The organism is Cellulomonas sp. P5_C5, from assembly GCF_054049655.1.
On the sequence record NZ_JBFULY010000004.1, the window covers coordinates 99249 to 112962 of the forward strand.

Annotated in this window: 11 protein-coding genes; 4 read left to right on the plus strand and 7 right to left on the minus strand. The window is 75.0% G+C overall.

What is annotated here, in order from left to right:
• Positions 1-2: 2 nt before the first annotated feature.
• A complete protein-coding gene (locus tag ACXJKF_RS05240) occupies positions 3-1037 on the minus strand; it encodes a glycosyltransferase family protein (RefSeq protein WP_456786675.1) in 1035 nt (344 codons plus the stop codon).
• 159 nt (positions 1038-1196) lie between these two features.
• Between ACXJKF_RS05240 and ACXJKF_RS05245 the strand changes: the two genes are divergently transcribed.
• Entirely contained in the window at positions 1197-1442 is a 246-nt protein-coding gene (locus tag ACXJKF_RS05245) for a DUF2530 domain-containing protein (protein ID WP_456786676.1), read from the plus strand.
• Positions 1443-1452: 10 nt separating this feature from the next.
• Here the strand turns inward: ACXJKF_RS05245 and ACXJKF_RS05250 are convergent, their stop codons facing one another.
• Genes ACXJKF_RS05250 through ACXJKF_RS05265 form a run of 4 tightly spaced genes read right to left on the minus strand, consistent with a single transcriptional unit; the run spans position 1453 to position 6857 of the window.
• Positions 1453-2208 carry a CAP domain-containing protein gene (locus ACXJKF_RS05250; RefSeq protein ID WP_456786677.1) on the minus strand — a complete coding sequence of 252 codons (756 nt, stop codon included), beginning with the start codon at positions 2206-2208 and terminating at the stop codon, positions 1453-1455.
• A gap of 37 nt (positions 2209-2245) precedes the next feature.
• Entirely contained in the window at positions 2246-5248 is a 3003-nt protein-coding gene (locus tag ACXJKF_RS05255) for a sacsin N-terminal ATP-binding-like domain-containing protein (RefSeq protein WP_456786678.1), read from the minus strand.
• A complete protein-coding gene (locus ACXJKF_RS05260; protein WP_456786679.1) occupies positions 5245-6471 on the minus strand; it encodes a DUF3027 domain-containing protein in 1227 nt (408 codons plus the stop codon). The genes ACXJKF_RS05255 and ACXJKF_RS05260 overlap by 4 nt, the downstream gene beginning before the upstream one ends.
• Before the next feature lie 2 nt (positions 6472-6473).
• Positions 6474-6857 (minus strand): cold-shock protein, encoded by a 384-nt coding sequence (locus ACXJKF_RS05265; protein WP_056019542.1) that lies wholly within the window; start codon positions 6855-6857, stop codon positions 6474-6476.
• Between the two features lie 124 nt (positions 6858-6981).
• Between ACXJKF_RS05265 and ACXJKF_RS05270 the strand changes: the two genes are divergently transcribed.
• On the plus strand, positions 6982-7329 hold the full coding sequence (locus tag ACXJKF_RS05270; protein WP_456786680.1) for a TraR/DksA family transcriptional regulator: 348 nt from the start codon (positions 6982-6984) through the stop codon (positions 7327-7329).
• Between the two features lie 56 nt (positions 7330-7385).
• On the opposite strand, the gene ACXJKF_RS05275 is transcribed toward ACXJKF_RS05270, so the two are convergent.
• Positions 7386-8606, minus strand: coding sequence for a M20 metallopeptidase family protein (locus tag ACXJKF_RS05275; RefSeq protein WP_456786681.1), 1221 nt, complete (start codon positions 8604-8606; stop codon positions 7386-7388).
• A gap of 117 nt (positions 8607-8723) precedes the next feature.
• Between ACXJKF_RS05275 and ACXJKF_RS05280 the strand changes: the two genes are divergently transcribed.
• Positions 8724-11129, plus strand: coding sequence for a helicase-associated domain-containing protein (locus ACXJKF_RS05280; protein ID WP_456786682.1), 2406 nt, complete (start codon positions 8724-8726; stop codon positions 11127-11129).
• Complete coding sequence (locus ACXJKF_RS05285) at positions 11126-12787, plus strand: DNA repair helicase XPB (RefSeq protein WP_456786683.1); 1662 nt, start codon at positions 11126-11128, stop codon at positions 12785-12787. The genes ACXJKF_RS05280 and ACXJKF_RS05285 overlap by 4 nt, the downstream gene beginning before the upstream one ends.
• 54 nt (positions 12788-12841) lie before the next feature.
• Here the strand turns inward: ACXJKF_RS05285 and ACXJKF_RS05290 are convergent, their stop codons facing one another.
• The gene (locus ACXJKF_RS05290) at positions 12842-13603 is read right to left on the minus strand and encodes a type 1 glutamine amidotransferase (RefSeq protein ID WP_456786684.1); all 762 of its coding nucleotides are present in this window, start codon (positions 13601-13603) and stop codon (positions 12842-12844) included.
• Positions 13604-13714 lie beyond the last annotated feature (111 nt).

Sequence of the window (13714 nt, forward strand, 5' to 3'; positions counted from 1 at the left end):
CCTCACGGCGCCCTCATGTCGGGCTGCCGTGCAGAGACGGTTCGGTCATCGGCCGGGACCGCGTCGTCACGGCTCAGCAGGAGCAGTTCCTCGACCCACGCACCGACCGAGAACCGGTCGAAGCCCGGTGGTCGCCGGCCGTCGAGGTCTCGGCCCAATAGCTCGCGCACCGCGGCAACCGCGCCCTCGACGTCGTCGACCGTGATCACCGCGACGCGGTCGTCCGCGCTCAGGTCCTCGTCCAGCGTCCTTCGGTTCGTCGTGACGAGCGCCGCACCTGAGGCGAGAGCCTCGAACGTCCTCATGGTGAGCCCGGACTGACCTGGCTTCTGGTGGTCGAGGACAACCCGCGCGGACCGGAACCGCTCCGCCACCTGTGCTCGGCTGAGCTTCTCCGTCCGGACGTCCGCGACGTCGACATAGCGGTACTCGGGGCTCACCGCGCGCCGGAGTCGGAGGTACCAACGAGCGGGCACGTAGAAGTAGGTGTGCGCGCGGGGAAAGTGCGACGCGATCGCCCGCAGGACCGCGTATCGCGTCGGGCTCACCGTCCCGACGAACGCCACGTCGAGCGTCCGCTCGGCGTGCGGGGCGCCAGGCTCGAACTCCGCCGTGAAGAACAGCGGCTTGTAGCGGAGGCCCGGGTAGGCCTCCACATCGTCGCGGTCGAACGAGTAGGCGTGATCGAAGAGGTCTGCCTGTTGGGGATACACGGCCGAGGTTCGTACCGAGTCGTAGGCGTAGAAGACCAGCAGCGCGTCGGGGTGATCACGGACGATGCTGCGAAGGAATGCCACGGGGATCGCCTCGCCCTTGACGACTAGAACCAAGTCGACGCCCGTTCTGCGGAAGCGAGCTGCGACCCGTCGGAAGTGGAGGCTGGTGAACATGTGCAGGAGCGTGGGTGACACCCGCGCCACCGCTCGGACGAACGAGCGGTTCCAGACCCGTTCGTCGATGAACTTCGCCTGTGCACCCGCCGCACGGAATGCGTCGACGATGGCGTCCTCGTATCCGAAGAATGCCGGTCCGATCACCAGGACACGACGACTCCCCCGCGCATCTGCCACTAGCCCCCCCAGGATCGGCACTCAGAGCGAGAGTACCCACCTTCCGAACGCCCGGTTCGTCTCGAGGATGGCCTCGGCGGGGCGAGCGCGGTCCAGCGCTACGGCCTCGGGCCTTAGGCTCGTCGCGTGCCGTCCGTGATAACCCGCCTGCTGCACCCGACCCGGACCCCGCCGCCACCGGTGGACGTCGACCTGGGACGGGTCATGCTCGTCGGCACGGGCGTCTGGGCCGTCGCGTTCGTGGTCGCCGCCGTGCTGGCCTGGGGCGAGGACGACGCGTCGTGGATGCCCGCGTGGGTGTGCGCGACCGGGGTGCTCCTCGGGCTGCTCGGCGTGCTGTGGGCCCGTCGGAACACCGCGCGCCGACGCTGACCGACGCGGGTCAGGCCACGAACACCTGAGCGCACAGGAAGCCCCGCGGTCCCTTGGTGCACCCGACGCCGATCTGGGTGTACCGAGCGTTGAGGATGTTCGCGCGGTGCCCCTCGGACCCCATCCAGCCGGCCACGACGGCGTCGGCCGTCGGGTAGCCCAGGGCGATGTTCTCGCCCACCGCGCGCGCGGCGCACGCCTCCAGGATCGGCTCCAGCGGGTCGTGCTCGAACCGGCCCTCGGCGACGAGCAGCGCCGTGCGCGCGACCGCCTGCTGGGCGGCGCAGTCCGAGACGGCCAGGGCGGGCAGGCCGGCCGCGGCCCGCTCCTCGTTGGTGCGGGTGACGATCTGCTCGACCATCGTCGGCTCGGTGGGCACCGGGTCCGGCGCGGGCTCGGGGGCCGGTTCCGGGACGACAGGTGCGGCGGCGGCCGGGGCTGACGGCTCCTGGGCCGGGACGCTCGGGGCCGCTGTCGTGGACGGGTCCGCCGTCGGCTCTGCCGGGGTGGGGCTGGTGGTCGCCTCCGCCGCCCGGTCGCCCGAGCGCGACGCGGGGTCGCCGACGCGCGGTCCGGCGAGCTCCAGGGCGTCCGGCGCGTGGAACGGGATGACCACCGACGGCCCCAGCACGAACGGGGCTGCGACCAGCAGGAACGTGGCGGCGAGCGCCAGGCTGACCGTGCGGAGCCGGTGCGGTCGAGGCCTGCCGACCCTCCCGGCACGACGTCGTGGACGAGTGTCCGGGACGGCGGGGAACGGGTGCACCTCCGGGACGCTATCGGGTTCCGGACAGATCGGACAGTCAGCCGTCGGCGCGGACACCCTCGACGACGTCCAGGGCGATCTCCGCGGCCCGGTCCGGAGCGGTGAGCAGGACCTCGACGGCGTAGCGCAGGTCCCACCGGCCGGCCGCCTGCGCGAGACCTGCGGCGAGCCCTGCGAGGTGGACCGCGTGCACGACGGAGTCCTGCACCCACCAGTCGACGGGGGCGCCGTCCACCAGCAGGTCGTCGTGCTGCACCCAGGTGTCCGGGGCGTCCGGGAGCAGCGCGCGCACGCCTGCGGGGACGTCGTCGACCTCGCCGCCCGGGTCCACGGAACCGTCGGCGAGGTCGCTGGCGAACGGCAGGTCGAGCAGGGCCGCGGTCGCCTCCGTGCCCGGCACCAGCGCGGCGACGTCGGTGCGCTGGTACCACATCGGGTGGTCGGCGACGGCGGCGTCCTCCGCGTGCACGACGGCCACGCGACCGGGCCCGACGACCGCGGGCAGCCGCTCCGGCGGCTCGTCGGGAGCCATCGACCGCCACACGCGCACGGCGAGCTCCGGGTCGACCGGAACCCCGACCGGCCCCCAGGCGTCGAGCAGCTGCGTCCAGCCGGGTCCGTCGAGCTCCTCGAACGAGGCCACCCCGCCGAGTGCGCGCTGCACCGAGGCGTCCAGGGGCGCGACGGCGTCCGGCGCGGCGGGCAGGAGAGCGCCCAGCAGGTCCCCGACCGCGAACGGTCGCCCGAGGCCCAGCTCCGAGCGCTCGCGCAGCCACCACGACGTGTACGACGACGCGAGGGCCGACGACTCGTCGCGTACCGGGTCGACGAGCGCGCGACGCAGGGACGGCTCCCCGGCGATGCGCCCGAGCACCCGCGGCCACGCCTCCGGGTCGACGGCGTCCAGGTCCGCGACGGCGACGACCTCCCCGACGTACGCGCCGCGACCGAGCCGCTCGCCCAGGTGCACGAGGTAGTCGTCCCAGCCGTCCAGCGACTGCGCGGCCAGCGTCGCCGAGTCGGTCGCGCCGTCGCGCACGGAGGTCGGGTCCGCCATCACGTCCGGGACGCGGACCAGCACCAGGTCGGCGCGCACCCCGACCGCGGTGAGCGTCTGCGCACCCCACCGGTCCACCGCCTCGGCGGACACCGTGCCGAGCACCCGGTCGTCGAGCAGCTGCGCCGCGGGCGAGCCGGGCAGGACGAGGCTGTCCGCCGGGGTGCGGTCGCCGTCCGCGGCCGGGAGCGGGAGGAGACCGAGCCACGGCAGCGCGTCGCTCGGCAGCGCCGTGCCCTGGGCGGCGTCGACGAGCGCGAGGACCGTCTCGACGACGTCGTCCGTCTCGCTCTCGTCGTCGGCGAGGTCCACGACGGCCCGCCGGACCGCGTCCTGCGCGAGGAGGCCCACGGCGTCGGGCGCCTGCGCTCCGAGGCGCTCCAGCACGGGGTGCGCCGCGTCGGGGCCGACCACACGCAGACCCCACCGGCCCAGCGTCTCCAGCGCCCGCTCGCCGAGGCGCTCCGCGAGGTCGGGGTCCAGGACGACCGTGCCGCGCGCACCCCGCACCACCCGGCCGTCGGCCAGCGGCACCGGCACCGCGCCGAGCGCCTCGCGCGACTGCGGGTCGTCCGCCAGGAGCGCGAGGGCGTCGTAGAGCTCGACCCAGCCGCCGTCGCTCGCGGCGGGCAGGTCCTCGACCACATCCGCCAGCGAGCGGATCTCGACGCCGACCGCGCGCGCCTGCGACTCCCGGCCGGTCGGCAGGACCACCAGCGCCGCGACCCGTCGGCCCAGGGCGGCGAGCGCACCCGTGTCGTGCACCGACGAGCCCGCAAGAGCCACKGCCCGCTCGGGGACGACGAGAGCGCCGTCGTCGGCGGGCGCCGCCGGGGCGAGCAACGGGGTGCGGGTCAGACGGTCGACGATCCGCTCCCGCAGCGCGGCGTCCAGGGCCCCGGCCGCCAACCCCGTCGGGACGAGCGCCAGCGCGTCGTGCCCCGCCGCCGCGCGGCCGTGCGCGAGGCGCGCGTAGACGTCCGCCGCGTGGTCCAGCACGGCCTCGGTGAGCGCCCCCGGCGCGACGTGGCGACGGGACGGGTCCAGCGGGAAGGTCGCGACGAGAAGCGCGGGCACCGTGCACGGCTCGTCCGTCGGCGTCGGCGCGTGCACCACCTGGTCCGCGCGGACCAGCCCGGCACCGCCGCGCGGCAGCGCCCACGTGACCCGCCACGCCCGGGCCGAGCGCTCCTCCACCGGGCGGTCCGCCATCAGCGCCAGCGGCAGCTCGCCCTCCCCCGTCGCGACCGTCCACCGCTCCGCGACGTCCGCCAGCCGACGGGGCGGACCCGTGTCGTCGTCGACCACGATCTCGACCAGACCCGGCAGGGCGAGCAGCAACGGGTCGCCCACGTCGTGCAGCAGCGAGCGCACCTCGTCGGCAGCCACCTCGTCGCGCAGCTCCAGGACCACCGCGGTGTCGTAGCCGGTCGGCGGGGTGCCCTCCGTCGAGAACGGCAGACGCAGCGCCGGCAGCGAACGGTCGCGACGGCGCACCTCGTCCGCGAGCGCCGGGGCGTCCTGGGCCGTCTGCGCGAGCAGCTCGGCCGCGTCGGCCACGCTGAACCGCAGGCCGCCCGTGGTGGACAGCACCGAGATCTCGTCGGACACCGACCGCACCGCGGCGAACCCGACGCCGAACCGGCCCACCGCCCGGGCGTCGTCACGCTTGGCCGACGCCCGCATCGACACCAGCGACGCGACGCCGTCCGCGTCCAGGGGTGCGCCGGTGTTCGCGGCGACCAGCACCAGCCGGTCACCGTCGGTGCGCGCCAGCCGCAGCAGCAGCCGACCGGGCACGCCCGCGCGGGTGGCCGCGTCCGCGGCGTTCTGCGCGAGCTCGACGACCACGCGGTCGCGGTAGTAGCCGCGGGCGTGGTCCTCCTCCGTGTTGGCGTCCTCCCGCAGCCTCGCCGGGGAGACCCGCCACGCCCCCAGGACGGCCGCGCGCAGGGCGGCCGTCCCGAAGGCGTCGACGGTCACGGCTCCGGGTCGGGGCGCGCCGGCGACTCGTCGGCGGAGTCGGAGGGGGTGATGCCGTCCGGGACGTCGGGGATGTTCGTCGGGTCGTGCGACACGTCGGAGATCTCGACGGACACGACCTCGGCCACGGCGTCCGCCGTCGGAACCTCGTCGGACACGACCTCGTCCGTCGCAACCTCGTCAGCCGTCGCCACCTCGTCGGACACGACCTCGTCGGACGCGACCTCGTCGGTCGCGACCTCGTCCGGCGCAACCTCGTCCGTCGCGACCTCGTCAGGCGTCGCTACCTCGTCGGACACGGCCTCGTCAGTCGCAGCCTCGTCGGACACGATCTCGTCGGTCGTCGCGACCTCGTCGGTCGGAGCCACGTCGGTCGTCGCCACGTCAGCCGTGACCTCGTCCGTCGTCGCGACCACGTCGGTCGCAGCGTCGTCGGCCGGGGCCTCGGCCGTCGCGACCTCTGCCACGGGCTGGGTCAGCTGGACCAGCTCGAGGCTGAGCTCGTCGATGAGCGGGTCCGGGGCGGGCCAGTCGGTCGGCGGGGCCTCGGCCTCGGTCTCGGAGTGGGCGCCGCAGCCGTGGTCGACGCTGACGACGACCCCGTCGTCGGGCGACCACTGGTTGGCGCAGACGCCGAAGACCGTGCCGAGCGACCCCTGCAGCGGCACCAGGAACCCGCAGCTGCCGCACGCGGCGGCGGAGGCGAGCGAGCCGGCGCTCGTCGGACCGTGCGGGCCGCGGTACCAGCGCTCGGCGGCCTCGTCGCGACCCTCCGGCGACAGCACCCGCAYGCGGGCCAGGGCGAGCTCGTCGATGGCGACGTCGTCGAGCTCGGGGTCCCCGGTCGGGGTCCAGCCGGGCTCGAGACGCGGGTCGTCGGCCTTGAAGGGCAGGACGTCGCCGGGGCCGATGTCGCCGGGGCGGATGCGCTCGGACCACGGCAGCCACGCCTGGCCGAGCACCGCGTCGGGACCGGGCAGCAGCTCGGCCTCGCAGACGGTGGCGGTGCGGCCGCGCGGCACGCGGGCGACGGTGACCGTCCACTCCCAGCCGCGGTAGCCGCGGGCGGCGGAGGCGAACCGGTGGGACACCAGCCGCTCGCCCTCGACGACGAGACCGAGGTACTCGCCGACGTCAGAGGGGTCCTCGGCCAGGCCGACCGCGACCTCGCGGGCGAGGTCGACGGCCGATCCGAGGACCGCGTCCTTGGTTGCTGCAGGCATGCTCAGGCCTCGATGTCGTCCGCGACGGCGCGCAGCAGGGCGGCGTACTGCACCCCACGGGCCTTCTCGGGGTAGCGGCCACGACGCAGGTCGTTGCCGACGCGGTCGAGGACCTTGATGAGGTCCTCGATGATGACGGCCATGTCGTCGGCGGGCTTGCGCGCCGCCTTCGCGACAGAGGGCACGGGGTCCAGCAGCTTGACGGACAGCGCCTGGGGGCCGCGACGGCCGTCCGCGACGCCGTAGTCGACCTTGGCGCCGGGCTTGGGCGCGTTGACGCCCTCCGGCAGCGCCGACGCGTGCAGGAAGACCTCGCCGCCGTCGTCGCCGGCGATGAACCCGAAGCCGCGCTCGGTGTCGAACCACTTGACCTTGCCGGTAGGCACGGTGAACCCCGTTCATGAGAAGAAGACGTACTGGCCACCAGGTTACCGGCCGCGGCCCGCGAAAATCCCCGCGGCACCCGCACCCGTCGGGAAGGCTCACCGGCCGACCCGCGTTGTCCTGGTCATGACCGCGACCGCAGACGCACGGTCCCGCCTGGAGGACCTGCGTGCGCAGACCCTGGAGCGCCTGTCCGCGCTGCAGGGCGAGCACCGCGCGGTCGTCGACGCGTCCCGGGACAGCAACGCCGACGACGAGCACGACCCCGAGGGCGCGACGATCGCGTTCGAGCGGGCGCAGGTGGACGCGCTGGCCCGCGACGCGGAGGCGCGGCTGCAGTCGGTCGACGACGCGCTGGCCCGGATCGACGACGGCACGTACGGGACCTGCACCCGTTGCGGCCACCCGATAGCGGCAGGCCGCCTGGAGGCCCGCCCCACAGCAACGACCTGCGTGCCCTGCACACAACCCTGACCCACCCCGGACCGCCCCCGGCCCGCCCTCGGTTCCGCGCCCGGTCCGGGAGGTTGTTAGGGGGCCTCCGTCAGGCGGTCCAGGGCCAGTGCCGCGAGGACCGCCGGGCCGACGGCGAGCGACTCCTCCGCAAAACGGGCCTGCGCGGAATGGTTGTACGCGGCGGTCGCAGGGTCCTCGCCGGGGGGCGTCGCGCCGAGCCCGAAGTACGTGCCGGGCACCTCCTGCAGGACGTAGGAGAAGTCCTCGGCGCCGGACAGCGGTTGCGGGGCGGTCAGGAACGCCTGCTCGCCGAGCATTCCCCGGACCAGGCCGGACAGGCGGTCCACCTCGGCGGGCGTGTTCGAGGTGACCGGGTAGCCGCGCCGGTAGTTCACGGTCGCGGTGAGCCCGTGCGCCGCCGCGATGCCGTCGACCACGCGGGCCAGCCGCTCCGGGACGATCGCGTGCGTCGCCTCGGAGAACGACCGGACGGTCGCCTCCAGCACGGCGGTCGACGGGATGACGTTGTTCGTCGTGCCGGCCTCGATCTTGCCGACGGTGACGACGACAGGGTCGAACACGTCGAACTGGCGCGTGACCATGGCCTGCAGCGCGAGGACGATCTCCGCGGCGACCGGTACCGGGTCGGCGGCGAGGTGCGGCATGGACCCGTGGCCGCCGCGGCCGTGCACGGTGACGACGACGGAGTCGGCGGCGGCCAGCATGGTGCCGGCCTTCGACGCGACGAGACCGGTGGGCAGCACGGACGACATCACGTGCAGCCCGTACGCGGCGACGACGCGGGAGCCCGCCGCGTCGAGGACGCCCTCCTCGATCATCAGGCGCGCCCCGTGGTCACCCTCCTCGCCGGGCTGGAACATGAGGACGACGTCGCCGGCGAGCTGGTCGCGACGGTCCGCCAGCAGCCGCGCGGCGCCGACGAGCCCGGCGACGTGCAGGTCGTGGCCGCACGCGTGCATGACGCCGTCGCGCTCGGACGTGAACGGCTCGCCCGAGTCCTCCGTGACGGGGAGGGCGTCCATGTCCCCGCGCAGCAGGACCGCGGGGCCGGGTCGGCCACCGCGCAGCACCGCCACGACCGAGCTCAGCCCGGTGCCGGTGCGGACCTCCAGGTCGAGCGGCGCGAGCGCGTCGAGCACGAGCTGCTGGGTGGCCGGCAGGTGCAGACCGATCTCCGGGGTGCGGTGCAGGGCGCGGCGCAGCTCGACCAACGAGGGCAGCTGCGCGGCGGCATCGGACCGCAGGGCGGCGAGGGTGTCGGGCGAGAGGGTCACGCGGCTGACCTCCGGGGTGATCGGGGCGGGTGCTCGCGTCGAGCGTGCCAGAGCCGACCTGTTACTGATCGGTAGCCAGCCCCCCGTGCGCGTCCCGCGCCGCGTAGGGTTGTGCGGATGCCCACGTTCACCGGTTACCTGCGCGAACGGAGCGACGACGAGCTCGTCGCGCTCCTGCGCAGCCGACCGGACCTGGCGTCACCGTCGCCCGCGACCCTGTCGTCGCTCGCGGTCCGCGCCACGAGCCGGTCCAGCCTCGAGCGCGCGCTCGCCGGTGTCGACGCGAGCGTGCTGCAGGTCCTGGAGGCGGTCGTCGCGCTCTCGGACCCCGGCCCGGTGACCGCGGCGGACCTGCCCGGAGCGGTCGGCGCGACCGACGAGGCCGGGGTCGAGCTGGTCGAGCGCGCGCTGCGGCTCGCGGTCGTCGGCACCCTCGTCTACCCGGACTCCGACGCCGCCGACGCACCGCTGCTGCCGTCGCCCGGCCTCGCCGAGATCCTGGGGCCCTACCCGGCGGGCCTGGCGTCGGCCGACGCGGGCATCCGCCGCGGCACCCCGCCGGAGCCGGTCGACCTCGACGACCTGCCGGCCCTGCTCGCCACGGCACCCACCGGTGCGCAGCCGGTGCTGGACGCCCTGCTGTGGGGTCCGCCGATCGGCCTCGCACCGTCCAACAACACCGCGGCCGCCGCGGCCGTCGACTGGCTGGTCCGGCGTCAGCTGCTCCTGCCCGGCGACTCGCGCCACGTCGTCCTGCCCCGCGCGGTCGCCCTGGCGCTGCGCGGTGGACGCACCCACCTGGCCCCCGCGTTCCCGCCGCCGCTCCCCGACGACGTCCCGCACCGCAGCCACGCGCTGGTCGCTGCGGAGTCGGCGGCCGCGGGCGAGCGGATCGTGCTCCTCGTCGCCCGGCTGGTCCGCCTCTGGGAGCACACCCCGCCCGGTGTCCTGCGCGGCGGCGGCCTGGGCGTGCGCGAGCTGCGGCGGGTCGCCGCCGCGCTGGAGACGGACGAGGCGGAGGCGGCCTTCGTCATCGAGCTCGCCGGTGCTGCGGCGTTCGTGGCCGACGACGGCGAGGACAGCCCGTCGTTCGCCCCGACGGTCGCGGTCGACGAGTGGGCCGTGCGCGACGTGCCCGACCGCTGGGCGGCCCTGGCCCGGACGTGGCGCTCGACGATCCGCACGCCGTGGCTCGTCGGCAGCCGCGACGACCGCGGCGGGGTGCGCGCGGCGCTGGACCCCGAGCTGCAGCGCACCTGGGCACCGCGACTGCGTCGGGCCGTGCTCGACGTGCTCGCGGAGACCCCGCCGGGGACCGCCCTGGACGCCGCGCACGTCGTCGCGGTGCTGCGCTGGCGGAGCCCGCGGTCCGTGCCACCGCCCGCCGCCGTCCACGCGATGCTCCTCGAGGCCGGCCGCCTCGGCATCCTCGGCGCGGGCGCCCTGTCCGACGCGGGCCGCGCCCTGCTCCTGGAGACCGCGCCGCTGGTCGGCGCCGTCGCCGCGGACCCGGCCGACGCGCTCGCCGCCGCCCTGCCGCCGGCGGTGGACGAGATCCTGCTCCAGGGAGACCTCACGGGCGTCGTCCCCGGGCGCCCCAGCCCCGAGCTGGAGGACCTGCTGGACCGGACCGCCCACATCGAGTCCCGCGGCGGCGCGCTCACGGTCCGGTTCACGCCGGAGTCCGTCCGCCGCGCCCTCGACGTGGGCTCCACCGCCGACGGGCTGCTCGCGGAGCTGGCCGCGCACAGCCGCGCGGGCGTGCCGCAGCCGCTCGAGTACCTGGTGCGCGACGCCGCACGCCGCCACGGTCGGCTGCGCGTCGGGTCGGCCTCGGGCTACGTCCGCGCCGACGACCCGTCGCTGCTGGCGGGGCTGGTCGAGGACCCGCGGCTCGCGGCGCTCGGTCTGATCCGGCTCGCGCCGACCGTGCTGGCGGCGCAGGCACCGGCACGGGAGCTGGTCGAGGCCCTGCGCACCCACGGCCTCGCGCCCGTCGCGGAGGGGCCCGACGGGCAGGTCGTGCACGTGGTGTCGTCGATCCGGCGGGTCGGCCGTCGCGCCACCGCGGGTGCCCGGCGCCGGGCGTCCGACGCGACTCCCCCGGGCACGCGGGAGGCCGCCACCGACGACCGGCTGCTCGCGCTGGTGCCGCAGCTGCGGCGGGCGGAGGCGGAGCGCAAGGCCGACGAGGCCGAGCGGGTGCCGGGCACGATCCTGCCGCCGCCGACGCGTCGTGCCCCGGCCGCGGCGAGCGCGCCGGCGCCGAGCGCGGGAACAGCCGACCCCGTCGACGCGTTGGTGCTCCTGCGTGAGGCGGCGGCCGAGAAGGCCGAGGTGTGGGTCGAGCTGGTCGGCTCGCACGGCGTCCCGCAGCGGCGGCTGCTGCGACCCCTGCGGGTCGAGGGTGGCCGGTTGCGGGCCATCGACACCGCTCGGGAGTCCGAGCTGACCGTGGCGGTGCACCGGATCGCCACCGTCACCCGTGCGACACCGTCAGACGAGCATCAGGAGACTTCGTGACCAACGGCCCCCTCATCGTGCAGAGCGACAAGACGCTCCTGCTCGAGGTCGACCATGACCAGGCGGAGGCCTGCCGTCGCGCGATCGCCCCGTTCGCGGAGCTGGAGCGCGCCCCGGAGCACGTGCACACGTACCGGCTGACGCCGCTCGGCCTGTGGAACGCGCGCGCCGCGGGTCACGACGCCGAGCAGGTGGTCGACGTCCTGCTCGAGTACTCGCGCTACCCCGTGCCGCACGCCCTGCTGGTCGACGTCGCCGACACGATGTCCCGCTACGGCCGCCTGCAGCTCATCCAGGACCCGGTGCACGGCCTGATCCTGCACGCGCTGGACCCGGCGGTGCTGGTCGAGGTGGTCCGCTCCAAGCGCACCGCCGGCCTGCTCGGCGCGCGCATCGACGCGACCGACGTCATCGTCCACCCGTCCGAGCGCGGCCACCTCAAGCAGGTGCTGCTCAAGCTGGGCTGGCCCGCGGAGGACCTCGCCGGGTACGTCAACGGCGAGGCGCACCAGATCGACCTGCTCGAGGACGGCTGGGCGCTGCGCCCGTACCAGCAGCAGGCCGTCGACGGCTTCTTCCACGGCGGCTCCGGCGTCGTGGTCCTGCCCTGTGGCGCCGGCAAGACGCTGGTCGGTGCGGGGGCGATGGCGCGCTCGTCGACGACGACCCTGATCCTGGTGACCAACACCGTCAGCGCCCGGCAGTGGCGCGACGAGCTGGTCAAGCGCACGTCGCTCACCGAGGACGAGATCGGCGAGTACTCCGGTGCGCGCAAGGAGATCCGACCGGTCACCATCGCGACCTACCAGGTGCTGACGACCAAGCGGAAGGGCGTCTACACGCACCTCGAGCTGCTCGACGCGCGCGACTGGGGCCTCGTGGTCTACGACGAGGTCCACCTGCTCCCGGCGCCGATCTTCCGCATGACCGCGGACCTGCAGGCGCGGCGACGGCTCGGCCTGACCGCGACCCTGGTGCGCGAGGACGGCCGCGAGGACGAGGTGTTCAGCCTCATCGGCCCCAAGCGGTTCGACGCGCCCTGGAAGGACATCGAGGCCCAGGGGTACATCGCGCCGGCGGACTGCGTCGAGGTCCGCCTCACGCTCCCCGACGCCGACCGCATGGCCTACGCGACCGCCGAGCCGGAGGAGCGGTACCGGCTGGCCGCGACCGCTCGCGGGAAGAACCGGGTGGTGGAGCAGCTCGTCGCCAAGCACGAGGGCGACCCGACGCTCGTGATCGGTCAGTACCTGGACCAGCTGCACACGCTCGCGGAGCACCTGGACGCGGACCTCATCACCGGCGAGACGACCGTGCACGAGCGCCAGCGGCTGTTCGACGCGTTCCGGTCCGGGGAGATCACCAAGCTCGTCGTCTCCAAGGTCGCCAACTTCTCGATCGACCTGCCCGAGGCGTCCGTCGCCATCCAGGTGTCCGGCTCGTTCGGCTCCCGCCAGGAGGAGGCGCAGCGGCTCGGCCGGATCATGCGCCCCAAGGGTGACGGGCGGACCGCGCACTTCTACACCGTCGTCGCGCGGGACACCGTCGACCAGGACTTCGCCGCCCACCGGCAGCGGTTCCTGGCCGAGCAGGGGTACGCGTACTCGATCGTGGACGCGGAGGACCTGGGGCTCGACCCCGCGGCCGAACCCTCCTGACATGACGAGAGCGCCCGTTCCCTGCGACAGGGGACGGGCGCTCTCGTGCGTGCGTCAGACGGAGACGGCCTCGGGCTCGTCGGCGCTCGCGCGCACGTGGGCCGCGAACGACTCGGCCAGCGCGCGACCGACGGCTACGACCTCGTCCTCGCGGGCGGCGTAGGCGGCCAGCACGGCGTCGGTGTCGACGTCGTCGTGGCTGTCGGCCCAGCCGCGCAGGGTCTCCGCGCCCGCCTCGGGGTGGAACTGCACGCCCCACGCCGAGCCGATGCGGAACGCCTGGTACGGGTACATGGCAGACGAGGCCAGCCAGACCGCGCCGCGGGGCAGGTCGACGACGGCGTCCGCGTGCATGCTCGGCTGGGGGGTGCTGTGGCGGCTGTCCGCGAGCGCGGCGACCGCGCCGACGACGGCGTCGCCGGCGGCCTCGGGGCGCCAGCGCACGTCGACGATCCCGGACTCGCGCCCGGGAGGGGCCGCGATCTGCACGCGTCCACCGCGCGCGGCGGCGAGCAGCTGGGCGCCGAGGCAGATGCCGAGCGTGGGGACGCCCTGGGTGCTCGCGTCGGCGAGCAGCGCGCGCAGCTCCGGCAGCCACGGCGCTCCTGCGTCGTCGTACGTCGACATGTGTCCGCCGAGGACGACGAGGCCGTCGCCGACCTCGCCCGCGACGGGGACGCTCTCACCGGCGAACGCCGCGACGATGCGCAGCTCGACGTCGCCGAGCCACTCGCCGAAGCGGTCGAGGGGGACGTCGGGAGAGCTCTGGATGACGGTGACGACCGGGCGACGGTCGCCGTGCAGGGGGGTGGTCACGCGGAGACGGTACCCCCGCCGGGAGGTCGGTTGACAAGGAACGGCGGACCGATCTGTCACCTTGCAGGTCAGTCGTCCATATTTGCGGCCAGGTGAAATCTGTCACGCGTG

Excerpts from the sequence above, each read along its gene's own strand:
- ACXJKF_RS05270 (WP_456786680.1), top strand. The coding sequence starts at position 6,982 with ATGACCGCGACCGCAGACGCACGGTCCCGCCTGGAGGACCTGCGTGCG.
- ACXJKF_RS05280 (WP_456786682.1), top strand. The coding sequence starts at position 8,724 with ATGCCCACGTTCACCGGTTACCTGCGCGAACGGAGCGACGACGAGCTC.